Source organism: Pseudoalteromonas sp. Xi13, assembly GCF_003952205.1.
GTDB classification, from domain to species: Bacteria; Pseudomonadota; Gammaproteobacteria; order Enterobacterales; family Alteromonadaceae; genus Pseudoalteromonas; species Pseudoalteromonas atlantica.
The window spans coordinates 555,203-581,832 of the sequence record NZ_CP034440.1 but is presented as its reverse complement, the minus strand read 5'-3'; the positions used below and the strand labels follow the sequence as shown (position 1 = coordinate 581,832).

General features: G+C 39.4%; 19 protein-coding genes. All 19 read left to right on the top strand.

The annotated features are described in order from the left end of the window. Window positions 1-9: 9 nt before the first annotated feature. The 19 genes from tssM to EJ103_RS18950 all read left to right on the top strand — a co-directional run bounded on the left by tssM (window position 10) and on the right by EJ103_RS18950 (window position 26,629). Window positions 10-3,519, top strand: coding sequence for a type VI secretion system membrane subunit TssM (gene tssM, locus EJ103_RS19040; protein ID WP_126009413.1), 3,510 nt, complete (start codon window positions 10-12; stop codon window positions 3,517-3,519). Then, the gene (gene tagF / locus EJ103_RS19035) at window positions 3,501-4,229 is read left to right on the top strand and encodes a type VI secretion system-associated protein TagF (protein WP_126009411.1); all 729 of its coding nucleotides are present in this window, start codon (window positions 3,501-3,503) and stop codon (window positions 4,227-4,229) included. The genes tssM and tagF overlap by 19 nt, the downstream gene beginning before the upstream one ends. Then, window positions 4,222-5,019, top strand: coding sequence for a protein phosphatase 2C domain-containing protein (locus EJ103_RS19030; RefSeq protein WP_126009409.1), 798 nt, complete (start codon window positions 4,222-4,224; stop codon window positions 5,017-5,019). The genes tagF and EJ103_RS19030 overlap by 8 nt, the downstream gene beginning before the upstream one ends. Before the next feature lie 186 nt (window positions 5,020-5,205). Next, complete coding sequence (tssA, locus tag EJ103_RS19025; RefSeq protein WP_024032879.1) at window positions 5,206-6,318, top strand: type VI secretion system protein TssA; 1,113 nt, start codon at window positions 5,206-5,208, stop codon at window positions 6,316-6,318. Between the two features lie 16 nt (window positions 6,319-6,334). Then, complete coding sequence (gene tssB, locus EJ103_RS19020) at window positions 6,335-6,838, top strand: type VI secretion system contractile sheath small subunit (protein ID WP_024032878.1); 504 nt, start codon at window positions 6,335-6,337, stop codon at window positions 6,836-6,838. Then, complete coding sequence (tssC, locus tag EJ103_RS19015) at window positions 6,835-8,325, top strand: type VI secretion system contractile sheath large subunit (RefSeq protein ID WP_024032877.1); 1,491 nt, start codon at window positions 6,835-6,837, stop codon at window positions 8,323-8,325. The genes tssB and tssC (EJ103_RS19015) overlap by 4 nt, the downstream gene beginning before the upstream one ends. Before the next feature lie 36 nt (window positions 8,326-8,361). Continuing rightward, on the top strand, window positions 8,362-9,888 hold the full coding sequence (gene tssC, locus EJ103_RS19010) for a type VI secretion system contractile sheath large subunit (protein ID WP_024032876.1): 1,527 nt from the start codon (window positions 8,362-8,364) through the stop codon (window positions 9,886-9,888). Between the two features lie 2 nt (window positions 9,889-9,890). Next, window positions 9,891-10,667, top strand: coding sequence for a type VI secretion system accessory protein TagJ (locus EJ103_RS19005; RefSeq protein ID WP_126009407.1), 777 nt, complete (start codon window positions 9,891-9,893; stop codon window positions 10,665-10,667). Window positions 10,668-10,684: 17 nt separating this feature from the next. Then, entirely contained in the window at window positions 10,685-11,170 is a 486-nt protein-coding gene (gene tssE / locus EJ103_RS19000; protein WP_064387136.1) for a type VI secretion system baseplate subunit TssE, read from the top strand. Continuing rightward, window positions 11,167-12,993: a type VI secretion system baseplate subunit TssF gene (gene tssF, locus EJ103_RS18995; protein ID WP_126009405.1), complete on the top strand. Its 1,827-nt coding sequence runs from the start codon at window positions 11,167-11,169 to the stop codon at window positions 12,991-12,993. The genes tssE and tssF overlap by 4 nt, the downstream gene beginning before the upstream one ends. Further along, window positions 12,990-13,979 carry a type VI secretion system baseplate subunit TssG gene (gene tssG, locus EJ103_RS18990; protein ID WP_126009403.1) on the top strand — a complete coding sequence of 330 codons (990 nt, stop codon included), beginning with the start codon at window positions 12,990-12,992 and terminating at the stop codon, window positions 13,977-13,979. Before tssF ends, tssG begins: the two co-directional genes overlap by 4 nt. A 22-nt stretch (window positions 13,980-14,001) precedes the next feature. After that, the gene (tssH, locus tag EJ103_RS18985) at window positions 14,002-16,605 is read left to right on the top strand and encodes a type VI secretion system ATPase TssH (RefSeq protein WP_126009401.1); all 2,604 of its coding nucleotides are present in this window, start codon (window positions 14,002-14,004) and stop codon (window positions 16,603-16,605) included. 237 nt (window positions 16,606-16,842) lie between these two features. Continuing rightward, entirely contained in the window at window positions 16,843-17,322 is a 480-nt protein-coding gene (locus tag EJ103_RS18980; protein ID WP_024032870.1) for a type VI secretion system tube protein Hcp, read from the top strand. A gap of 74 nt (window positions 17,323-17,396) precedes the next feature. After that, a complete protein-coding gene (gene tssI / locus EJ103_RS18975; RefSeq protein ID WP_064387133.1) occupies window positions 17,397-19,274 on the top strand; it encodes a type VI secretion system tip protein TssI/VgrG in 1,878 nt (625 codons plus the stop codon). A gap of 7 nt (window positions 19,275-19,281) precedes the next feature. After that, window positions 19,282-19,638, top strand: coding sequence for a hypothetical protein (locus tag EJ103_RS18970; protein WP_024032868.1), 357 nt, complete (start codon window positions 19,282-19,284; stop codon window positions 19,636-19,638). Window positions 19,639-19,675: 37 nt separating this feature from the next. Next, window positions 19,676-19,966 (top strand): PAAR domain-containing protein, encoded by a 291-nt coding sequence (locus EJ103_RS18965; protein WP_024032867.1) that lies wholly within the window; start codon window positions 19,676-19,678, stop codon window positions 19,964-19,966. A gap of 2 nt (window positions 19,967-19,968) precedes the next feature. Beyond that, window positions 19,969-20,994 carry a hypothetical protein gene (locus EJ103_RS18960; protein WP_126009399.1) on the top strand — a complete coding sequence of 342 codons (1,026 nt, stop codon included), beginning with the start codon at window positions 19,969-19,971 and terminating at the stop codon, window positions 20,992-20,994. Beyond that, on the top strand, window positions 20,991-21,842 hold the full coding sequence (locus EJ103_RS18955) for a hypothetical protein (RefSeq protein WP_126009397.1): 852 nt from the start codon (window positions 20,991-20,993) through the stop codon (window positions 21,840-21,842). Before EJ103_RS18960 ends, EJ103_RS18955 begins: the two co-directional genes overlap by 4 nt. After that, the gene (locus EJ103_RS18950; RefSeq protein WP_126009395.1) at window positions 21,842-26,629 is read left to right on the top strand and encodes an RHS repeat-associated core domain-containing protein; all 4,788 of its coding nucleotides are present in this window, start codon (window positions 21,842-21,844) and stop codon (window positions 26,627-26,629) included. The genes EJ103_RS18955 and EJ103_RS18950 overlap by 1 nt, the downstream gene beginning before the upstream one ends. Window position 26,630: the final 1 nt, after the last annotated feature.

Sequence of the window (26,630 nt, the reverse complement as noted above, 5' to 3'; positions counted from 1 at the left end):
GAGGCTGACATGAGTTTTTCACACAAAATAAAAAAAATTACTTACGTACTTACTTCTAAAACAGCCATGTTAATTATCGGCTTTTTGGCGTTATCTTTATTAATTTGGTTTGGTGGTCCGCTTATTGCGATTGCTGACTTTATCCCTTTAGAGAGTGTAGCAGCACGGCTGTTAACTATTTTGTTTGTTATTTTAGTGTTTGCTATCACCAAAATTTATAGCTTAACGCAACAAAGCAAACGCGATGAGAAAATGGCCGATGAACTAATTGAAAGCGATGAGTCGAACAGTAACGAGGTGAATGAAGAGATCACCACGTTAAAAAATCGCATGAATGAAGCCATCAACTTACTCAAAGATGTAAAGCTATTTAAAGGTAAAAATATATATCAATTACCTTGGTATATAATGATTGGCCCGCCTGGTGCCGGTAAAACAACGGTTATTAATAACTCAGGCTTAGACTATCCGTTAAAAGATAAGTTAGGTGTTGATTTAGTCCACGGTGTTGGTGGTACACGAAACTGTGATTGGTGGTTCACTAATAAAGCTGTACTTATCGATACCGCAGGACGATACACTACACAAAGTAGCCACGCAAAACATGACTCACGCGCATGGGAGGGCTTTTTAGGGCTTTTACGCAAGTACCGCCCTCTACGCCCCATTAACGGTGTAATGATCAGCATGGGTATTTCTGAGCTCATGAGTCAAACTAAAACAGAGCGTAACCTACATGCCCGCGCAATTAAACAGCGCTTACAAGAGTTACAAAATCAGTTGGGTATGACTTTTCCGGTATACGTTATTCTTTCTAAAGTTGATTTAATTGAAGGTTTTAGAGAGTTTTTTGGCGAGCTTACAGAAGAAGAATGCGAGCAAGTTTGGGGTGTTACTTTTGAGCTAGACCTAGATAAAGACACTCAAGTTGAAGCGTTTAACAAAGAGTTTCACGCATTAATTTCAAAACTGACAGAAATGCTTAATCGTAGGCTGATTAACGAGCGTAATGAAGAAATACGAGCCAAAATTTTCGAATTTCCGAGACAACTTCGTGTGCTACAAGGTGTGGGCGATGCGTTTTTAAAAGAAATTTTTACCCCTAACGCTTATGAAGAACTCCCTATGTTTAGGGGCGTGTATTTGACCAGTGCAACTCAAGAAGGGAAGCCAGCTAGCTTTTTAAATGACGTAAACTCAGCAGATTCTAGCTATATAAATCAGTCGAAAAGCTTCTTTATTAAAAACGTTTTAGAAGGTGTAATTTTCCCTGAGCAAAACCTAGCTAGCACTAACAAACATCATGATAAGCAAAACAAATGGCTCAGAGTAGGTAGTATTTCTTTAGCCAGTATTGCGGTAATTGGTTTTTCTATTTCGTGGTACTTTAGCTTTGCATGGAATAATAATTTAATGGCTGCTACAGATGAAGCCATTGAAACTTATCAGGAGCTAGATGCCGCCTCTTTTGATAGAAGCAACTTATTAGTATTAAACGACAGGCTCAATGCGCTAAGAAACTTACCAGCTAATAACCCTGCGTTAGTTGATGACGATGAATCTCAGTCAATAGGTTTTAATAAGCTTAATGAAATTAAACAGTCATCTACACAAGCCTATAACAGGTCTCTACAAACGTATTTAGAACCCTATATCGCAAATACGTTAATTAAAGAAATGGAAGCGCACCCAGAGCACCTTAGCTATTTATACGAGACGCTAAAGTGCTATTTAATGCTATTCCAACCTGAGTACTTTGAAAGTGAAGATATTTCGGCTTGGTTTAATGCATACCTAGAAAGAAATCTACCGGGTGATAAAAATGCGCTAACTCGCGGCCAGTTAATGAACCACATTGCTGCCTTATTAGAGCTGGGGGTTAGTCAAACAAAAATAGATAATCAAGCAGTGCGTATAGCTAGAGCTGAATTAACTAAGTTACCAATAGCCGAAAGAGCATACCAACGCCTACAAGCTGATTTTCTTGATAGCAGCATTCCGCCGTTTAGATTAACAGACATTATTAGTTTTGAAAGTGCGCAAAAATTCACATTCAGAAACAATGGCGAGCTGACTCGAAGTATCCCTGGTTTATATACCTTTAACGGTTTTCACGGCATTTTTAATGTTGAAAAAAGTAAAATGCTTGGAAATTTGATGGCAAGCAGCTGGGTATATGGCGAGGAAGCATCGGGCACTTATGATATTTCTAAAGAAGAAATTGAAAAGAAATTAGAGCAGCGTTATTTCCAAGATTATGTCTTCTTTTGGCAATCATTTATCGACGATTTAAGCCTTAATCAGTACAGCTCACCTGCTGAGGGTGTGAATATTACTGATGTACTTGCTGGCTCAGAAGCACCGATTAAAAACATTATTGTGGCTGTGCAAAAAAATGTGCAACTAACCAAACTGCCGGTGTCAGAGAATCAAAAAGCAGCGGGTAAAGTTGCCGCTAATGCCGCTGAAATTGCAATGCAAACTAAAGCTAACAGAATTAAACGTTTTTTACCTGACGAAGCGCCTAAGTTTGACATTAAACTGCCAGGTTATCAGGTTGAAGAAGCGTTTGAAGATGTTATAAATATTGATGCTCAGCAATTAGATAACATTCAGAAAAACCTCAGAGAGCTCAATGTATATCTAACTAAGCTTGATAGAGGTGATCAGTTAAAGTCATCAATAAAAGATCAAATCAGTGGAAAAAGTAAACCAAGTTTCATTCGCCAACTTGAGTTCCAAAGCCGTGATCTACCTTACCCATTTAATAGCTGGTTATTAGATATAAGCAGAGATACCAGTAATATCACTAAAAATAGCGCTAACAGACACTTAAATGAGATTTGGAAAAGCCAAGTTTTACGTGAGTACAACGCAGCTATTGTGGGCCGATACCCTTTCTCTCCTTATGCACAAAAAGAAGTGAATATGAAAGACTTTACACGCTTCTTTGGACCAGATGGCACTATTGATAGCTTCTTCACTAACTATGTAGCGCCAAGTGTGGATATGAGTTCGAGTCCGTGGAAGTTTGAAAAAGACATTGGCATAAGCGCTGATACTCTAGCCATGTTTGAACTAGCCCATCAAATTCAAACCGTATTCTTCGATGGTGGAAGTGCAACACCTAGAATTGAGTTTGGCTTACGTCCGCTATCGTTGGATAAAACTACATCGAGCTTAATGATTGAAATTGACGGTCAATCAATGATTTACCGCCATGGCCCTTTAAGAGTTACTAACTTTGTTTGGCCAGGCGCAAGTGGACAAAGTAAAACGCGAGTTGTATTCACTCCACCTAATGGAGGCCGCTCAGTAAATACGACTTACCAAGGTGAATGGTCGCTTTATCGCATGCTAGATGAGCTTAGCGCTAAAAGAGCTAAAACACGTGAGGATTTAGAGTTACATTTTTCTCTCATGGGTAACAACGCAAAAGTTGAGCTATTGCCAAAATCAATTAGGCATCCATTTTGGAATAAAAGTGTAGAGAAGTTTTCATGTCCGACCCGATTATAAATATAGGCTACCTCGGCAAAGTCCCTAGCTTGGGGGACTTTGTTCAAGACAGCGTTTCGAAAGAATTTTCAGAGCACTGGGAGCAATGGCTGCAAGCAGCTATTGCTGTAAGCAAGGAACAGTTAGGCGACAATTGGCAAGATAACTACCTAACAGGTCCTGTATGGCATTTTGCTTTATCGCCAAATATTGTTGGCGATAAAGGCGTAATGGGAACCCTATTACCGAGTATGGATGCAGTAGGGCGCCATTACCCATTTACAGTGGCCAGTACATTAGAAGTTGCGCCGATAGAGGTATTAAATTCGGGCGTTTTCTCCTTAGAGTACGAAGACACTGTACTTAAAGTGCTCGATAGCTCTGTTGACCTTTTTACTTGGCGAAAAGACGTTGCTAAATCGATAAGCACCCTTATAGCGCCTAAAAAGCAGCTTAGTATTTCTCCCTCTAGCGACAAAAATAAAGAAGGTGAAGCATTTGAGTTCTCAGGTGATGAGCTATCAAGTGATGTTTTAAAAGACACCCTACATGCACTTTTATATAAAAAGCATGGTGATTATAGTGTTTGGTGGACACACGGTTCATGCAATATAAAGCCTATGATGCTTGTTACTTCAGGACTACCGCCTGTTAACCAAGTTGCTGCTATGTTAGATGGCCGATGGAAACATTGGGAATGGAATTACACACAGGTAAAAAATAGTGATTAGCAATTTAAGTACAAGTTACGCAATAACTCATCGCGGTGCAGTTAGGCAATTAAATGAAGACTCTCATGTTGAAATTAATAGCCATAACTTATGGGTAGTAGCTGATGGAATGGGTGGACATGAAGCGGGTGAAGTTGCAAGCCAACTAGTCGTAGATGTTATTAGAGCAAAAGTTGAAGAAAAGACACTAGCTACGCTTAGCGTTTCTCATATTGTTTCAGCTATTGAAGATGCAAATCGCCAATTAAATGATTACAGCGCTCAGTACTTAGGAAGTAAAACCGCGGGCAGCACAGTAACCGCCTTATTTATAAAAGATAATCAATATTACGTTTTGTGGGTAGGTGACAGCCGGGCATACATGTTGCGAAATGGCCAATTACAGCAAGTATCGCGGGATCATAGCCAAGTAAATGACCTTATCGATGAGGGCGTAATTTCAATCGAGGAAGCAAAAACGCATCCTCTTTCGAATGTGATTACCCGTGCAGTGGGCGTTACAGACGAAGTTAAAGTAGATGTAGTACAAGGTGAAGTAAATACTAATGATATTTTCTTGCTTTGTTCAGATGGCTTAACAGGCGAATTGTCTGATGAAGAAATATGTTTGTCATTAGAACCTAATAGTATTATTGATTCAGGTATGGCGCTAATGCATTCTTCTTTAGTAAGAGGTGCACGCGATAATGTTACCTGTATTATAATTAAATATGGCCATGAAAATTTTAGTAGCAAATCGGAAACATACAAAATTCAAGATGAAGCTACAATTCCACTTTTTACTAAATAATTATTTATTACTAATTATATAACTTTAAGTGTTAATTTATTTATATTGAAAGTTTATTGTTTATATATTTGCAATTATTTTGGTTTAAACACAATTGTAACTAGGCTTGTATTTTAATATAAAGAATGTAATATGAAATCCGCTCCACTTTATTGGAGTTTTATGGATAATTATTAGGACGACGGAATGTTTGTATTTGAAGAGTATATTTCCCCTATTTCTGAAACTGAGATCGCAGGTTTAGACCCTCGCTCGGATGTTTCTCCTACGTCGACTTATTACGCCTTAAAAGATTTAAGAAACCAACTTCGTGCCGCTGAAAGAAACGCGTTAGTAGACGAAGAAGGTATTTCATCACTTGCTCGTGACTGGTTACCTTTATTAGAGCAATGCAGTAGCGCAATTAAATCACAAAGCAAAGACATTGAGTATTTAGCGTGGTTTATTGAAGCTTTATGCCGAATTCACGGTTTTAAAGGGCTTGCTTTTGGCTTTAAAGTGGCCAGCCACTTATTAGATAATTATTTCGACGCGCTATACCCTACCCTCGATGCAGACGATGAAATTTCAGACAAAGTATCGGCTCTTGGCGGATTAAATGGCTCCGCAGGTGAGGGGACTCTTATTATCCCCATCAAAAGCATACTGTTAACTGACAGTGTTAGCTTAGACCCTTTTACATTTTGGGAATATCAACAAGGTTATGATATTTCAAGGTTAAATGATGAGAAAAGAGAGAAAAAACTAGCACAAGGCGCGGTCGATTTTGAATTAATCGAAAAAAGCGCCGCGGAGACAAGCACTGAATTTTTTGTCAACTTAAAGCAAGATATAGAAGAGGCAATTACTGAATTTGCCCAGCTTAGCGATGTGATGGATAAAGTGACGGGGCAGCCGCAACCTACCTCAAATATTAAACAAGCGCTTGAAGTAAGTTTGGCGGCCGTTAACCACATTGCAGCGGATAAACTTGTTGCAGCTGAACAGGCTCTCATCTCTGAGCAAACGCAAGAGCAACTCACTCAAAACGATGAAGAGCAAGATGCTGTTGAAGCGCCTAAAAAGGCCATTAACCAAGCAATTGATTCTCGTGAGAATGCGATAAATAAGCTTAAAGAAATAGCGGCGTTTTTTAGAAAAACCGAACCGCATTCTCCAATGTCATACACGATAGAACAAGTGATTCGATGGAGCGAATTATCGCTGCCTGAATTATTAAATGAATTAATAACAGATAGTGATGCTAGGACCGGGTACTTTAAGTTGTCTGGCATTAAGATCAGCGAAACTGAAACATAAGTAAAAGGAGTTCTCTATGAGTATCCATGATAAATTAAAACGAGTACGTAAGCCTCGCGTTCACATCACTTATGATGTTGAAACTGAAGGGACTGCGGTAAAAAAAGAATTACCATTTGTTGTTGGTGTAATGGGTGATTTTTCAGGTGATAACACTGAAGCATTAAAACCATTAAAAGACAGACGCTTTATTCAAATTGACCGCGAAAACTTTAACGATGTTTTAAAACGCATGAGCCCTTCATTAAAACTTGTTGTAGAAAATACACTGAGCGATGATGACTCTGAGTTTGAAGTTAACCTTAGCTTTAAATCAATCGATGACTTTGAGCCTGCAGCAGTTGTTAATCAGGTAGAACCATTACGTAAGCTAATGGAAACACGTAATAAATTACGCGATTTAATGACTAAGATTGACCGTTCAGAAGAGCTTGAAAATGTTTTAGAAGAAGTATTAAGCAATACTTCAAGCCTTGATTCTATTGCTAAGGAACTTAAGCTAGAGGAGACTGAAAAATGAGTGCAGAGCAACTAAGTACTGAATTAGAGTCAACAGCTGAGGCAAGCTCATCGTTATTAGAGCAAGCCATTGGTGCCACTAAGCAAACTGATGCAAGTCGTGCAGAAGAACTACTTAAAACATTAACTGAAGAGGCATTAAAAGGCACAGTTCAATGGAATAAAAACATGACTGTGACGTTTAATGAAGCAATTCAATTAATCGATCAGAAAATCTCAAAGCAGCTTAGTGTTGTTATGCACAGCGAAGAGTTTCAAAAGTTAGAAGGTTCTTGGCGTGGTTTGCACCACCTTGTAATGAATTCTGAAACGAGCTCAACGCTTAAAATTCGTGTTTTAAACATGAAGAAAAAAGAACTACATAAAGATTTAAGCAAAGCAGTTGAGTTTGACCAAAGCCAAACATTTAAAAAGATTTACGAGTCTGAATTTGGTACTCCTGGTGGCGAACCTTATGGCACAATTGTGGGTGACTTTGAATTTACTAATCACCCAGAAGATGTGGAAACGTTAAGCCTAATGTCGAATGTGGCAGCAGCTGGTTTCTGTCCATTTATTGCCGCTTCTTCACCGTCTTTATTCGGGTTTGATAACTGGGAAGAGTTGACTAAACCTCGTGATTTAGAAAAAGTGTTTGAATCATTAGAGTACACAAAATGGCGCTCGTTCAGAGACAGCGATGATTCACGTTTTGTATCGCTAACTATGCCTCGCTTCTTATCACGTTTACCTTACGGTGCAGCTTCTAAACCTGTAGAAGAGTTTAACTATGAAGAGTTTGAAGTTGAACCAAAAGCAGGCCGTTCAGTAAGCACTGATAATAGCGACTACTGCTGGAGTAATGCAGCTTACGCAATGGCCACTAATATGACCAAAGCGTTTTCGCAATACGGTTTTTGTACTGCGATACGTGGTGCTGAAGGTGGCGGTAAAGTTGAAGGCTTACCAACGCATATTTTCACAAGTGATGATGGCGATCCGGATCTTAAATGCCCAACAGAAATTGGCATAACAGACCGTCGTGAAGCTGAGCTAAGTAAACTTGGTTTCTTACCTCTGTGTCATTACAAAAATACCGATTACGCTGTTTTCTTTGGTGGCCAAAGCTGTCAAAAACCACAAATATATTCAACGCCTGATGCAACAGCTAATGCTGCAATTTCAGCTCGCTTACCTTACTTAATGGCGACGTCTCGTTTTGCACATTATTTAAAAGTGATGGCGCGCGATAAAATTGGTAGCTTTATGGAAGCGGAAGATGTTGAGTCATGGTTAAACCGCTGGATTCTATCGTATGTAAATGCGACCGAGGGTGGTGGCCAAGATATCAGAGCACGTTACCCATTAGCCGATGCAAAAGTATCAGTTAAAGAAATACCAGGTCAGCCAGGCGCCTATAACGCAGTGGCATGGTTACGACCTTGGCTACAAATGGAAGAGCTTACCTCTTCATTACGTCTTGTAGCTAAAATTCCAGAGATTGGTTAATTAACTAGTCTTTAGCGTTAAGGATAATGCAGTAAAATGAATCACGAAGAGTTTTCATTTATAAATCAAGACTACGCTTTTCACCAAAAGTCGCAGTCTAGAATTAGCGATAATGATGCTTTGCTTGATAGGTTTTTGAACGAAAAAAACTTAGACAAGGCACTGTTATTGTGGCTTGAAGGCTCTTCTGATTCTCCTATCTCTTGGACAAAAGAATCGCTTGGTCCTTATTTACAACGAATTATTGTTGAACTTGATCAGCTAATTTCTCAACAGCTAAATAGCATTATTCATGCTACACGATTTCAAAAGTTAGAAGCCAGCTGGCGTAATTTATGGTGGTTAACCCTCCAAACAGAGCAATACGACAAAGAAAATAAAGTAAAAATAAAAGTATTAAACTGTGATTGGGCAACCCTCTCTAAAGATGTAAACAAAGCGATAGATTTCGACCAAAGTTACTTTTTTCAGTTACTCTATCAAAGTGAATTTGATAGTGCCGGTGGCGAGCCTTTTGGTGTAGTAATTGGCGATTACGAAATTAGTAATATGTCATCTAATGGCACTATTTATAACGATATTGATACTATTAAAGAAATCTCGCGCACTGCAGCTGCTGCATTCTCACCATTTATATGTTCAGCGTCTCCAAACCTTTTTGGCGCAGATAACTTTTCTGACCTAGGGTACTACGCAGATTTATTCAATCAATTTGAGCAACCTGAATATGTAAAATGGCAAAGCTTTAGATCAATGGAAGAGGCACGCTTTGTTGGTTTAACGTTACCGCATGTTTTAGTCAGAGCACCCTACAGTAACGATGGTAAGCGCCATCAAGACTTTTATTTTAAAGAACAAATAAAAAATCCCGAAACAGATATGTTATGGGGTAATGCTGCGTTTCAGTTTGTATCAACAATAATTAGGGCTTACTGTGATAGCGGATGGTTTGGGCATATTAGAGGGATAGAGCCTGGTAAAGTGTCAAAAGGGCTAGTCACAGGGCTTGCAAAAGACAGCTTTGCAAACGATACCTACCAAAAAGAAGCTAAACCGCCATTGGATTTATTGGTAACAAGTAAATTTGAAAAGCAGTTCTCTGAACTTGGATTTATTCCAACGTCATCAGTTACTAATACTGAACATATTGTTTTTTATAGTAATGCATCGGTACAAAAAGCAAAAAATTACGAATCCAGTGCAGCTAATATAAATGCACGCCTTTCATCTATGTTGCAATACATTTTATGCGTATCTCGCTTTGCACATTATTTAAAAATACTTGCCCGCGATAGAGTCGGTTCATACATAAATGCGCATGCGTGCGAGCGCGACTTACAGTCGTGGATCAATAATTATACAACTGCGTCAGACTCAGCATCTGAGCAAATCAGAAGTAAATATCCACTGAGTAATGCCCGCATAAAAGTAAGTGAAAACAAAGCAAATCCAGGTCACTTTTTTTCTGTTTTACAACTACAACCCCATTTTCAATTAGATCAAATGGTCTCGAGCATTAAATTAATAACAGAGCTCAGTCCTCACCACAAAATAAAGGAATAACCATGAAGAAAATACATAGCTTGATTCGCGAGGGAAAACTAACTGAAGCACTATCTTTGTGTGCTACAGAGCTTCAAGATGAGCCTTTAAATTTTGATATAAGAAGTATCTATTCAGAATTACTTTGCATAAATGGTGATCTAGAAAAAGCAGACAAACAACTCGACTTTATGGTTCAAAAAAATCCTGAGTTTGCAGTAGGTGCTGTAAATCTTAGACATTTGATCCGTGCTCAGCAATCACGAATAGACTTTTACCAAGGTAAAGGGATCCCTAAATTATTTCATGATGCTGATGAGATAGACACGCTGTTTTTAAAAATGCATGTGGCATTGCTAGAGGGCGAAATAGACGAAGCTGCTGAGCTTTCTGCGCAAATGGAAACGTTAAGAGTTACAACGTTAAGTGATGCAGAGTCTGTGGCACGCGATTTGGACGATACATTAAACCCTTATTTAGAAGTACTAGGCACAAATGGCGAATTTTACTTGGCAAATTTTGATGAAATTGAATCGATAAAAGTAGAGCCTGTAAGTTCAGTATTAGAAAGCATTTGGCTACGCGTTGAAATAACGATTAAAGAAGGCCCTTCAGGCACTGCACATTTACCGCTTGTCTATGCCAATGCTGAATCGGATCTTGAAAAATTAGGTCAGGTTTCGGACTGGGTTGAACTCAAAGATGAATTCATTATTGGTAAAGGCATGAAAATGCTGTTTGTGAATGATGAAGCCATCACAATTCCTAATTTAAAAATTAATGCTGTAGAAGCAGCATAATTTATATTTGAGCAATAATGATAGAACATAAGCAGCAGCTTCAAGCATCTATTTTAGATAGGCTCATTGATGATGAGCCTGACTTTCAAGATGCACCATCGCGTACCGAAGGGATCACAATAAGTGAGCTACGTAAAAATGTGCGCAGAGATATAGAAGCACTGCTTAACGCCCGAATTCAATGGCACACGTGGCCTACACAATATAGTGAACTTGCTACATCGTGTTTATCGTACGGTTTACCTGATTTTTCAAGTATGTCGGTCAGTTCTCACGAAGGTCGAGCACTGCTATGCGAGACAGTTAGAAACACTATTTTAAAATTTGAGCCACGATTTTTAGAAGTTGAAGTATTTACTGATGAAGAAGTGCCGGTTAATCGCGTTTTAAACTTGCGTATTAATGCGCTTTTATACGCTGATCCTGAGCCAGAATTTATAAGCTTTGATTCTGAGGTAGAGCCCGTAAATTTAGGTATGAAGATTATTGAGGCATCATTATGAACGATGAATTATTAAAATATTACAATCGTGAATTAGCATTTGTGCGTCATTTAGGTAAAGACTTTGCTGAGAAATACCCAAAAGTAGCTGGGCGTTTAAAACTTAGTGAAGATCATGTTGAAGACCCTCATGTATCACGGCTTATTGAATCGTTTGCATTTTTAACAGCCAATATTAGACAAAAGCTAGATGACAGTTTTCCTGAATTAACGGATGCTTTATTAGGGCAGATGCTACCAGATTATCAAGCACCTATCCCTTCTATGTCGATTGTAAAATTAGAAGCCGAAAACCTTTCCACCGCGGGTGTTGTCATCCCAAGAGCAAGTGAAGTTGAAACTAACGTTGATTCTATGAAGCAATGTAAGTTTCAAACCTGTTACGAAACCTACCTTTGGCCCATTGAAATTACTAAAGCCCAGTTTGATAACAGCCCTTTTGTAGCGCCTAAGCCGCGTTGGCATGAAAAGGCAAAGTCTATATTTAAGTTAGAGCTAACCGGTGAATACAAGGGCGTTTCGCTTGCAGAAACTGGTTTAGAAAAACTTCGCGTATATATAAACGGGCAGTGGCACCATACTCTTAAAGTGTACGAACTGTTATTCAAACATAGCATTGGTATAGCCATAGATAATGGCGAAGAAGGCATTAAATACTTATCAAAAAACCAATTAAAAGCGGTCGGGTTTGAAACACACGAAGCGGTTGTGCCTTACTCTCAGCGCTCTGCTGCCGGTTATCGTTTATTGGTTGAAAACTTTACTTTTCCTGAGAAGTTTCGTTTTTTTGAACTTGAAGGTATACGCGGCGCATTACCTAAAAACTCCAACAAATGTGATATCTATATATACCTTGATACTGAGTCAAGTGAGCTTGAGAAACAGGTTGATGAGGATATGTTTTTACTTGGGTGCACGCCAATAATTAACTTATTTGAACAAGAACTTGAGCCAATTCGCCCTGAGATAAGTGAATACGAGTATCAACTTGCACCGCGTTACATGGACTCAGAAATTTCTGAAGTGATTGGTATTTCAGAGGTTATAGCGTTTGATCACAAAGGTAATAAACAAGTCGTTGCGCCATTTTATGGTCAAACTCATCCAAATTATCAAGGTCACGAAGACCTATTTTGGCATATAAGAAGAGAAACAGCGTCGTGGGCGGGCGGTTATGTAGAGTCTGGCACCGAGACATTTATGTCATTGGTAGATGCCAAATTTGAAAACAGCGCTATGGAATATGGTGAAGGTAACTCTGTTCTCACTGTACGCGCACATTGTAGCAACCGTAATTTACCTGCGAGTATGCCATTTGGCGACGATGAGCTTGGATTACTAATGCCAGAGCGCGGCGATGTAATTAAAAAAATTCGTTGTTTAGCGCCTTTTACACATGCAGTTAGACCCGTATTAGCCGATGCAACGCGCTGGCAGCTTGTTAATCATTTAACACTCGATACGTTTAGCGGTGAAGATGCGTGTAATAAATTAAAAGAAGTACTTCGTCTGTATGACTTTAGAGCATCGCCGCAAACCAAAGGGCTAATAGATAATATATATCGCGTTAGTATTGAGCCTGCAACCGCGCGTGTTATTCAAAAAGGCAGGGTAAGTTTTGTAACTGGCAGCGAGATAGAAATTACTTTTGCTAACGATGATTTTTCGGGCAGTGGCATGTTCTTTTTTGCCGCAGTGTTGGATCATTTCTTTGCTCAGTTTGCCGCTATAAATAGTTACACACGTTTGAGCTTGCGTTTAAAAGAGCAAGAGCAAATATATTATCAGTGGCCTGCGCGCGTAGGTGATAGACCACTACTATGATAAAGCAACTGATTGCCCAAGCTTCTCAAGTCGATTTTTATAAAGCGGTTTTCATTATTGAAAACCAGCTTAAAAAGCGTGGCTTAGATTATCGCCACGTCGGTTACGATAGCAACCCAAAGCAAGAACTAATAAAATTTACGGCTACCCAAAAGTTTGGCTACCCGGGAAATGCAATTACTAAGCTAGAAGAAACTGGCTTTGAAGATGGTCTGCACAAGGTCAATATGCAGGTTTCATTTATGGGGTTAACTGGCTGCTCTGGTGCATTACCGCAATTTTATAGTGAACTGGTTATGCAAAGGCTGCGCTATAAAGACACGACCATGCGCGATTTTTACGACATGTTTAATCATCGTCTGATCTCTTTGTATTACCGAGCTTGGAAAAAATATAAGCCTTCATTAAACCATGTAAACAATGACAAAAATAAAGACCCATATACCAAAATATTGGGGCTATTAAGTGGTGGCTATAATGAGCATCAGTTGCATTTTTCGGGTTTGTACAGTCGAAAAATTCGTAACGCATTTGATTTACAAAGTGTGCTTAGCTCATACCTAGGTTGCGAAGTAAAAATAAAACAAATGGTTGGTCAATGGCATGAACTTCACCAACAAGAGCAAACACGCCTTGCAAGCCAAGTATTATTTGAAGGTCAGCATGCGCAGTTAGGTGTAGATACCATGCTAGGTAAAAAGGTTTGGGATGTCTCTTCTAATATTGAAGTGCATATACAATCAAACGATCCAAAAAAAGCAAAACTTCTTTTACCCAAAGGGGCTTTGTTTGAACTCGCAAACAAAATTACTAAAGACTACGTTGGAAACTCAATTCAGTTCCGCTTAGTTATTGAAACTGACTTTCAGCATTTAGGCGCCGCTCAGCTGGCTAAGAATGACTGCCAATTAGGCGCAAATTCTTTTTTAGCGGTACAAAATAACAAATCAAAATCTAACCCTACTAAGTTATCGTTTAAGGGATAATTAAAATTAAAAGGAACACTGTATGTCTTCGATGACACTCAATAAATTAGTTGAAAAACTAAGCCCTGATTGCAGAAAAAGCCTAGAGGCGGCGGTTGCAATTTGTAATAGCAGAAGCCACTTTACAGTGGAGCTTGAACACTGGTTACTTGCCATGATTGAGCAACAACTAGATGATGTTAGACTTATTTTTGGCTCTTTTGACATTGATATTGAAAAAGTAAAACAAGACTTAAATCAATCTTTAGAAGCGTTTAAAACCGGTAGTGAGTCATCACCTAGTTTATCTGTACATGTTACTAGCTTATTAAAGCAATCTTGGTTAAGTACCAGTATTGAGTTTACAGATAATCAAATTCGCAGTGCCTACGTTATTTATACGCTTGTAAAAGACGATACCTTATCGAGCTTAGTAACCCGTTGCAGTAAGTTATTTAATAAAATAGAGCCAGGGCAGTTACTTCATGCGTGGCCAGAAATAGTTGCTCAATCGCAAGAGCGTAATCACTCAGTACAAAACACGGCTAGCCAATCGGCTACAAACTCTAAAACCCCGAGCCTTGACCAATTTACTGTTGATTTAACTGCTCAAGCAAAAGCCGGAAAAATAGATCCCATTTTAGGACGCGACTTCGAAATTCGCCAGATGGTTGATATTTTGACCAGACGCCGTCAAAACAACCCTATTTTAACCGGTGAAGCGGGTGTAGGTAAAACAGCAGTAGTTGAAGGCTTAGCTTTAAGAATTGCACAAAAAGATGTACCGGCCGTGCTGCAAAATGTGAAAATTCACAGCTTAGATTTAGCACTATTACAAGCTGGCGCAGGTATGAAAGGCGAGTTTGAAAATCGTCTTAAATCATTAATTAACGAAGTGAAAAATTCAGTTAACCCGGTTATTTTATTTATTGATGAAGCTCATACGATGATTGGTAGCGGTGGAGCTGCAGGCCAAAACGATGCTGCTAACTTATTAAAACCAGCACTTGCTCGTGGCGAACTTAGAACCATTGCTGCTACAACGTGGGCTGAATATAAAAAGTTTTTTGAAAAAGATGCAGCTCTAACACGCCGCTTCCAAGTGGTAAAAGTAGAAGAGCCAACGCCAGAAAAAGCAGTGGCTATGTTACGTGGTTTAGTGCCCGTAATGGAAAAACACCACAAAGTATTTATTTCTGAACAAGCACTCGAAAGTGCAGTGCACTTATCGCATCGCTATATTACGGCAAGGCAACTACCCGATAAAGCGGTGGCATTATTAGATACTGCCTGTGCGCGGGTGGCAATGAGCCAAGCATCTACACCAAACACTATAGAGCAACTTGTAAATCGATTAAGCGAAATAGAAACACAAGTGCAGATGCTACACCGTGAACAAAAAACAGGTTTAGATCATTCAGTGCAACTAGATACACTTAAAACTGAACTTGTAACTATTGAAGAGCAGTTAGCGCCGTTAACTGAGCAGTTTAAAGTAGAAAAAGAAATTGTAGCTGAGCTTAATCAGGCACTCGAGTCTATTAACTCAGAACAAGAAAATTCATCAGATGAAATTTTAGCCAATCTTAAGCAGAGTAAAGAAAAGTTAACTGCTTTTGAACATAATATGGTTCATTGGCAAGTGGATGAAGAGCTTATTGCACAGGTTATATCAGATTGGACTGGCATACCTGTAGGTAAAATGCACGAAGATGAAATACATGGCATTTTAAACCTTGCACAGCAAATGAAAAAACGTGTTGTAGGGCAAGACCATGGGTTAGATTTAATCGCTAAGGTAGTGCAAACATCTCGCGCCCAACTAGCAGATGAAAGCCGACCTAACGGCATTTTTATGTTGGCAGGTCCAAGTGGTGTAGGTAAAACCGAGACTGCACTTTCGCTTGCACAAGAAGTGTATGGCAGTGAAGAAAATGTCACCATTATTAATATGTCTGAGTTCAAAGAAGAGCACAAAGTATCACTACTGCTTGGTTCACCTCCTGGGTATGTAGGTTATGGCGAAGGTGGCATATTAACCGAAGCCGTAAGAAGAAAACCGTACAGCGTAGTATTGCTCGATGAAATGGAAAAAGCTCACCCTGGTGTACAAGATATTTTCTATCAAGTGTTTGATAAAGGTACAATTAAAGACGGTGAAGGCCGTGATATCGACTTCAAAAATACAATCATTATTATGACCTCTAATGTGGGAACTGATACCACCATGAGTTTATTTGAAGACGAAGAAAGTAAACCTAGTATCAAAGGTTTATTAAAAGCATTACAAGATGATTTACTCGCATCATTTAAACCTGCTTTTTTAGGGCGTATTAATGTAATACCTTACATTCCACTAAGTGACGATATTCTTACAGAAATTGCATCACTACAAATTGATAAAATAATTAAACGCGTTAATAAGCATTACGATGCTGAGCTTAAATATGAAAATGACGTAATAGAATATATTATTGATAATTGTCAAAATGCAGGGTCCGGTGCTAGGAACATTCATACCATTTTGCAAAATAAATTATTGCCTTTGTTGTCGGAAGTTTTACTTTCTAGCATGATTGATGACAAAAAAATAAATAGTATATCGCTATCAGTTAAAGATAATGAATTTAATATTGAGTTAAATTAAAGTTTATTTAATTTAACTTAGTATTAAGGTTGTTTCTTTATTTTTAGGGTATTATAATTTTGGTGCCTTAAATCACTACATGGAATTTTGAGACATTGTCTTCATCTAAGGAAAGGAATCTGAAGGCCTTTTCATTGCTGTATTAAAGATAATGATTTCAAAGGAATTTTTGGGAAACCAAAGTAAATAATCCAGTCTAAATGGATAACATTGTTTAATTAAAAGGAGCATTATCAAATGCAAGCAAATACATATTTAAAATACGGTTCAATCAAAGGCGAAACTACAGCTGAATCTTTCAAAGATTTAATCACAGTATTATCTTTAGATTGGAACGTAAGCCGTGAAATTAGCGCAGCAACTGGTACAGCAATGGACCGTGAGTCTAGCTCTACTCGTCTTGGCGACGTTACGATCACTAAACTTCAAGATAAAGCATCTCCGGATCTTTTCAAAGAAGCGACAATTGGTAAAGGCTTACCAGCTATTTTCCATATCACTAAACAAGGTGATAAAGTTGAAGAAATCATGAAAATCGAACTTACAGATGCGATGATTTCTAGCTATTCAGTGTCAGTACAAAACGATCGTCCTATTGAAACAATCACTATCAGCTACACAGAAATGATGATGACTGTTACTCCAACAGACGACAAAAATAACATTACTGCTCCACTTGTATACGGTTACAGCGGTGTTAAAGGTCAACAAATGTAATATTTGTTATCTTATAATGGCTCTGGGCTTTTGCTCAGAGCTTTTTTTGATCTTTAGGATGGGAAAGGCAAGGAATGCAAACAGCAACACAAAATAACAACGTAATTCAGATTAGCACCCCTGCTGGTAAAGATGCCCTCTATTTAACTCGTTTTGTTGCCCAAGAGGCAATGTCAGACTTATTTGTTATGTCTGCCAATATGTACACAATTGGCAAGCAAATAGCACATGAAGATTTGGTTGGAAAGCCAGTATCTATTAAGGTAAAAAATGCACAAGGCGGCGGTGAGCGTTACTATCATGGAATAGTAAGCCATTTGGTTTCAAACGGCAGCCGTACAGCTGATGTAGAAGAACAAAAAAACTATATAGATTACCAAGCAACTATCGTCCCGTTTGCAGCATCTATGCGCAACCGTAAAAACAGCCGAATATTCCAAAAGAAAACAATTAAAGAAATATTTGCTGACCTATTTGGCCAACACAATGTTGCCTTTAGCGATAAAACCAGCAAAACATACCCTAAATACGAGTACTGTGTTCAGTACCAAGAGTCAGACTTTGACTTTATTCAACGATTGCTTCAACAAGAAGGTATTTTTTACTTTTTTGAGCATACCAACAGCAACCATACCTTGGTATTAGCTGATGATATTACCGCTTATGAAGTGTGCGACGAAGCAAAGGTAGTTTACTCAACTGGCCATTTAAGCGAATCTCATGTATCACGTTGGCAGGGCGGTTTAAGTATTGCGCCAGGCAGCTTTAAACGCGTTGGTTACGATTTTAAACAGCCATCACGCTACCCAGATGGTGAGCAAGCTAATCCAGAGTTACCGACGCAATCAGTATCAGAAATTTTTGAATACACGGGCGAGCAAGAATGCCACCCGCGCGCAGCTAATTTAGCATCTGTTCAGCTTGAGTCATTACAGCGAGACATGAAGCTTTCTAGTGGTCGCAGTGATTGCCGCTCATTTACAGTGGGTAAACTCTTTAGCTTTAAAAAGCATGAAGACCCACGTCTTGAAGGTAAAACATTTGTTATTACCTCTATGATGACGTCAATAACGGTGCCTAATCAGTCTGGCTCTCAGCAGTCGTCAGTAGAAGAAGTGTACTCTAACCATTTTGAATGCGTACCCAAAGATATACCCTACAGAGCGCAAATAAATAAGAAAAAACCAGTTATAAACGGTGTGCAAACGGCAATCGTAACTGGCGACAGCGCCGATGAAATAATGATTGACCAATATGGTCGCGTAAAAGTGCAATTTGACTGGGACCGAGAAGGTAAAAAAGATTCAAAAAGTTCATGTTGGATCCGTGTTGCGCAAAACTGGGCAGGTAAAAAGTGGGGAGCGTTTTTCTTCCCTCGGGTAGGCCAAGAAGTACTTGTAGACTTTATAAATGGCGACCCAGACCAACCAATTATTAGCGGAGCAGTGTACAACGCAGATTTAATGCCTCCGTATGCACTACCTGGCGAAAAAACACAAAGTGGTATTAAAACACGCTCTACCAAAGAAGGCGGAGCCGATAACTTTAATGAGCTAAGGTTTGAGGATAAAAAAGGCAGCGAGCTGGTTTATATTCAAGCAGAAAAAGATAAGCAGCTTTACGTAAAAAATGACCAAAACGACAAAACAGATCACGACCATAATATTGAAATTGGCAACGATCGAAAAGTTGATATTGGCAATAATGAAACACTAAAAGTGGCTAAAAATCGCAGTGACGATATAGGTGAAAACGACACGTTAAAAGTGGGTAAAACACTTAATATTGAAGCTGGTGATGAAATAGTAATTAAAACAGGCTCTGCACAAATTAAAATGAGCAGCAGCGGTAATATAACTATAGAAGGCACTAATATAGACATTAAAGGCAGTAACGTTAAAGTTGATGGTAGCGCCATTACTTTATCTGCCGGCATGATTAAATTAAATTAGTGCAGTTATGGAAATAATAAATAGCTTTTATACAGGGCATAGAAATGGCATTAATAATAATGGTTACGTTGTATATTGCCGTTACGGTTTGCCGTATTTAATTTGTTTGCCAATAAATAGGCCTGATGATCCATTGCTAAATCCTGCATTAACGCATTTAAAAGCTATGGATGGTTATTATGCTAATCAGTTTTTAAGTAATTTACATAATGCTTTAAATAGTGAAGATACCATAGCTGCTTTATATCAGTACGCATTACAAAGCCCGGTATCAATTTCGGATTATAGTAAGGCAGAATTAGTTGATACCTTATCGGGTTTAGTTTCTCAAAGTAAATTATTAATTATTCCTTTATTTGATTAGTTTTATTGTCAAAAAGTAAATAAGACAAGGAGTCTTTATGGGTAAGCCCGCAGCTACAATTGGTCATATGCATGTATGCCCTAAAACCACAGGTACAGTCCCGCATGTTGGCGGCCCTGTTGTGGTAGGCTCAACTAATGTATTAATAGGTAGCATGCCCGCAGCACGTAAAGGCGATATGTTAGTGTGTGTTGGGCCACCCGACAGCATAAAGTCAGGCTCTGGTAGCGTAAAAATTAACGGTAAACCCGCAGCTCGAATGGGTGATGATAGCTCCCACGGCGGAAAAATTGTTGTTGGTAACCCTACTGTATTAATAGGTGGCTAACCTTGCTGTCTACTTACATAAGTAATCACCAAGCACAATTGCTTTGTATTAGTAAGGCGCAGTGCTGCCCGTTTACTTCTGTAGGTTATGTAAAAACACTTAAAAAAAAGCTGTTAGAAACAACGTGGCTAACCGCTAAAAAAAATAATACTCCTCAACACTTTACACAACCCGATTTAACTTTAATTAATACGTTAGTAACGAGTGAGCAAAGCCTTGATGTGACTGCGCAGGCATGTATAGAGGTTATGGCTAATTTACCGCAAACAATTAACCTGGCTTTTATAAACTCGTTGCTCAACAGCCCATCCCTGCATGGCGTAGCAAAGGCTGTTATTTATAAAGTTTTATTACAGCAACACAGCTTTAATTTAATTGCATTAATTGACTTAAACACTATTTATTTTGCATTGGCTAATAGCACCGAACAAGAGGCAACATCAGCCGAAACAGTGGCGCTTATCAGCGCATTCAACCCTAATGCAAACATACAAGTGCTAAAACATGTGTTTGATGAGCTATGTAAAAGTAAGCTTGTTAATTCACCGTTAATGTCGCTTTTTTTATTATCACTAAGTTGGGAACAAGTAAACGCATTAAGTAATTACGCAAGCAATGTTTTAACAGTAGATGACACGTTACATGTGCTATTACAAAGTGGCTATGTAAAGCTAGTGCCCTTAGCGTGTATGTCGTTAAACCAAGTAGAAAACCCAACAGCTATTATTGCCTTAATACGGCGAATGCTCGGTGATAAGCTCGATTTACTCGTAAGCTATGACATTCAAGTAAGTGCATTTAATGCTGAACAACAAGCACTAGTGGCTTTTAAACAGCAGTTACAGCAAAACTGGCCTAAATACGAGGAGGAGCTTTGCTTACAAAGGTTTGTAGCTGGAAAACCTCTGAATAAAAGGTTAAACGCAATAGAAATGTCGGCAATGGACTGTTATAGCCAAGCAATATTTAATTTGTATACCTACTACAAATCGATGGCTAAAAATGTAAAAGCAGAGGCGCAAGCATGAAGGCGTTTAATGTAAACGTAAGCTGTTTTTCTACGCCTTTGTCGCAAGACATAGATACACTGCTATATGCAGATACCCCAACTCCACCTAACGGTATTACTTGGCAATCATGGAATGCCTGTATTTATGATTGCATAGTAAAAGCGAAAGAACTTTTTGCAAAAGTAGAAGACTCAAACTTGCCACTTGTATGGTTATTGCCAGCACTTGCGTACCAAGATGAGCTAAAGCAGCTTTTAGCAAAAAGTTTTAAACAGTTATTCCCTGAGCATGTAGAGCACTTATTATTTTATGGCGCTGTTGGTGCTAATACGTTAGTGCAGTTGGCGGTGCAAAAAAAATGGCATAAGGCAAACGTGATTGCCATTGATGCTACCTATAAAGCCAATAAAAACAATGAGTGGGTATACTTAGGAGTAGGTGGTGCACTTGCGACTATTGAAACGGCTCAAATTGGCTGGATGCAAACTAGTCATGAATTTGCTCCTTCAATAGATTTTATAAAGCACGACCAACTAGGCGGTATATTTTCAAAAATTGCACAGGATAATAAAGACCATATAGATCTTATATTTGCACCTGGCAACGGCATACATCAGCAAAGTGATGTTTGGCTGACTAATTTACAATTGCTCAGTAATTTAATTAATGAGCATACACATTATGAATTACCTAATTACAAATTAGGTAAAATTGGTGCGCTTGAAGGACTCGTCAATTTATATCAATTGACCTCAAGCCCGGCTATTGTAAATCACTTTAAACATGCGTTAGTGATTTCTCAAGAACAATCAAAATACCAGGCCGCAGCATCATACTTATGGATAAGTGAGGAAGCACACAACTAATGCAAAGTAATACAGTTGTTTTACAAGGAACAAGTTACCCCATTTGCCTCGTTGCTGGTACTGCAAAAGCACCTGCAGGTTACGAAGCTGTTGTAACAAATACCAATGAAAGTGCGAATCGATTAGTTGAACAAGTTAGTGAAACGCTCACAAGTGATCCTTCTAAACGGATTGACACTATTAATCTACTTATAAGTATAGGTATTGAAGCATCTAAAGCAGACGACCAACGTAAAACTGCTAACTCGCTTATTAAAGCAATTGCTGCAGGGACTATTAAGTGTTTTCGTGAAAAAGTTAAGTATTCTATTCAAGTTAGTGATAATACTAATAGTAGCTCGGAGGATGAAAACTCTAACAAAAAAACTAAGACAACCGCATCGGGGAAAAGTGCATCACAAGCACCTGTAAAAAACACTGGTGGTGCGATTAATAACACCGCAAGCGAAGAGCCAATTATAAACCAAGAGTGCCGTTCAGATCCGGTATCAATGCTGTCGGGCGAAGAAATTCTCCCGCTTATCGACTTTACATTGGCGGGCAGTCGCCAATTAGTGTGGCGACGTTTGTATCGCTCATCTCATGCTGATGTGTGTACAACAATGGGTAATGGTTGGCGCCACGACTTTATGGCAAGCCTTACAGAGCATTACTTGCCGCCGCCAAAAGTGGGCCCTAAGCAAAAAGGCACCTACTGGTTAGAGTACCAAGACGAGCATGGCGCTAAACATAAATTTGAAAAGGTAAAACCTGGCCAATCGAGCTATCAATTAAGTAGTAACCTTGCGCTACATTACCAAACAAATGGTAAGCAAGTACTTGTAACGCCAGATGACCAACACCTTACCTTTAAACCAGGCGAAAGAGCGTGGTTGCTTGAAAAAATAATTAACGAAAAAGGCCAAAGCATCGCGTTTTATTACGATGCGAAAGAGCGCCTACACCGTATAGAAGTAAACAAAGTACGTGGCTGTGTTATTAGCTACAACGCGCAAGGTTTATTAAGCAAAATAGCAGCGTACTGCACCGATAAGAACAACAAACAGCAATTGCTATCGCCATTGCTTGCAAGCTATGAGTACGACGAAAACAAAAACCTTGTTCAGTCTACTAATCAGCAAAACGAAACTGAGCGCTACGCCTACAACGCCGCTAATTTATTAACAAAGCGTACCCGAGCCAGTGGCTTTAGCCATCATTTTGAGTGGGATAGCTACTCACCTAGCGCAAAATGTATAAAACAATGGGGCGATAACAATACCTATACTTACCAGTTTGAATATAACTTAGAGGCTGGAGAAACAACCTGTATAGACTCACGCGGTCATAAAGAGCACTTTGTACATAACGCACAAGGTAAGCTGGTAAAACATACCGACCCTAATGGCAATGTTTGGCAATATACATACAATGCGCAAGGTCAAAAGCTCAGTGAAATAAAGCCAGATAGCAGTACAACGCGCTATAGCTACACACCTTTCGGCCAATTAGAAACAATAACGCAGCCAGATGGTAGCCAAACCCATTTTGCTTACAACCAACTTGGGCAACGTGTATTAACTACCTTACCTGATGGCCAAACCATTACGCGTAAATACAGTGTGGCTGGCTTATTACAAAGCGAAACCTTTGGTGATGGCCGCACCACGTTATACAGCTACGATAAGCTCGGCCAGTTAACCCAGCATATTAATAAAAATGGTCAAATCACCAAGTTTATTTGGAACGAGCAAGGCGAGCTTTTAGCAAAGCATCTTAACGATGAGTTAATACGTTACAGCTACGACAGCCTAGGCCGCGTAAATGCCACACTGAATAACGCAGGCTTACTCACCCAATATAAATACAATGAGCACGGCCAGCTTACACAAACAATTGCCTTTGATGAAAACGAGCCTGAAAATAAACAGCATCAATACTTTAGCTACGACGAAGCAGGGCGGTTAATTAGCTCGCAAAACAGCAAAGGCGACACCACAGAGCAACACTTTGAAGGGCTAAGCCAACCGCATTGTGTTATTCAGCCCGATGGCAGCGCACTGCATTTAACGTACGACAAAGAGCGAAACTTAACAGCCATCGAGCGAAGCGACGGTCACGTATACCGCATAAGTTACGACGCGAACGAAAACCCAACACAAATAACCGGGTTTGATGGCACGCTACAGCAGTATAAATATGATGCCTGTAATCGCTTAGCCTCAGTAACGCAAAGTAATAAACGCCATGTAAAAATAGAGCGCGACAGCCTTGGCCGCGTAACTGCGCAGCATGCAAGCCTTGCAAGCGACTCACATATCGTTAATAACGCCAATTACTACAGCTATAACCTGCAAGGTAAAATTACGCGTGCGCATAACGCGCAATCAACACTTAAACAACACTTTGATAAAGGCGGCAGGCTACTGTGCGCCGAGCAAGTTAATAACCAGCAACAAGCGCATACCTTAAAATACAGTTACGACGAGTACGGCAGAAGGCAAACGCTTACGCTGCCAGATTCAACCACGCTGAAATACAGCTACAACCAGTTTGGCCAGCTAAGCAGTATTAACTTACTGCAAACCAATAGCAATGAGGTTGAGCTTGCAAAGCCGCTTGTAACATTAAGCTACGACAGCCAAGGTAATATTAAAACCCAGCAGTTTGGTAACAGCATAACCCTTACTCAACAGTTTGATGTATTTAACCGTTTAACGCAGCAACAGCTTACACACCCAGCACAAGCATTATTTGATACCTGTACGTACAATTACGACAGCGTAAACCAGCTGACTGCCCGTAAAAACGAAGGCGTAAGCAGCCAAAATATCAATTTTGAATACAACAGCTTGGGTCAGTTAATAAAACAAACATTGGCAAGCTCAGGTGCTGATACAATCACACACTACCAGTGGGATAGCTTTGGTAACCCGCAAAGTCAGACTGTTCAATCAAACACAAGCGATGCAGACCTTAGAGATACAGGCGAGCAGGGTATAGAACATGATGCAGCCAGTAATGAGCATACAGCCAGCTCTTCTATTGATTTTACACACGCCACCCATAGCGAATACAATGAGTTAGCGCCAAATAGTGGTGAAAGTAGTAGTAAAAATAGTAGCAATGCTGACTCAGTAATAAACAATAAAGGCATTAACAACACCACAATAAACAGTGCCACCGACGCCGACCGCCTAACACAATTTGGCGACAGCGACTTTTACTACGACGAGTTTGGTAACCAAATACGCGAAACCGGCAAAGGCATAAAAACCCGCCGTGAATACAACGCGTTTAACCAGTTAAGCTGTTTTAACAACAACGGCACGCTCACGCAATACGACTACGACCCTCTCGGGCGTCGTATCGCCAAGCACACCGAGCACGGTAAAATTGACTACATTTGGGATAACGACCAGTTAATCGGCGAATGCCAACACGGTGAATATACCTGGTATATCAACCTGCCAAATCAATTTCATCCAGTAGCACTAATTAAACAAGGTGAGGTGTACTACTACCACCTAGACCAACTGAATACCCCACGTTTTGTAACCAATAACAAAGCAGAAGTCGTATGGGAAAACCAAGCCGATGTGTATGGCTATGAAGAGCCACAATCAGGTGCTGACTTTAATAAAGAAAACAGCTTCACTCAGCCAATCCGCTTTCAAGGGCAGTATTTAGATGAAGAGAGTGGCTTACATTACAACCGCTACCGTTACTACAGCCCCAAACAACAACGCTTTATAAACCAAGATCCGATTGGCCTAGTGGGTGGAATAAATCATTATCAATATGCACCGAATCCGGTTAATTGGGTGGATCCGTTTGGGTTGAGTTGTAAGGAAGGGATAGCGACTGTCCTAAGAATAGGTCGTGGCAAAGATACTCATTTTGCTATTCAGATAAAAACTAAATTTGAGGTTACTAAAACTCATCAGCTAGGTGGAACTGATGATAATGGCATTAGTAGTAGAACTCTTATTGATAGCTACGATGAAGAGGAAGATTTTGCTGGCAAATTAATAGAAAAAGCTACGATAAAACTACCAAATGCGATTGCTGCGATTGATTTACAAAGACAGCTAATGCTCAATAGTGAAATAGCTCTTGATGCTGCTGATGGTGATCCTGATAATTTACAAACTCCTTTATATGATGCTGCTACTCAAAGCTGCCTAACGCATGTTTTCGATGTATTGGAGGCTGGTGGTATAGAAGGTACGCCAAAGAGTTCCTCTATTCGAGATAAATCAGTCCGTAAATTTACACGTGATATGATGAATGGGAAAATTGGCGAAGAAGAGGTTTCTGAAGTTGTGGAAGAGTTTGAAGATAACAAAGCAACTTGGAAGATTGATAGTAAAGGTAGGCCTATTTCAGTTGAGGCAACGTTAAAATCTACTTATCATGGTAAGCGCTCATCTAAAGAGAAAAAAGCACAAAGTGAAGCTGGTGGTGAGGCTAGGTTAGCTGATGATGATGGCGGTCATTTAGTTGGCCATCGCTTTATGAGTGATCAAGGAGAGAAAAACTTATTTCCACAAAACTCTAACTTTAATCGAGGTAGTTATAAGTCGATGGAAAACGAGTGGGCAGATTGGACCGAAGCTGGATATGAGGTCAAACTAAAGGTTTCGCTTGAGCCCCCTGGATCAGCTCGACCTACTGATGTAATTAGTGAATATGAAGTATTTGATCCTAAAAGTAAAAAAAGGGTATATAAAAAACGTCATAAGTTTAATAACCAAAATGGGCAAACTTATGTGCGAGTCCCAAAAGAAGTAATGCAAAAAATGTAGA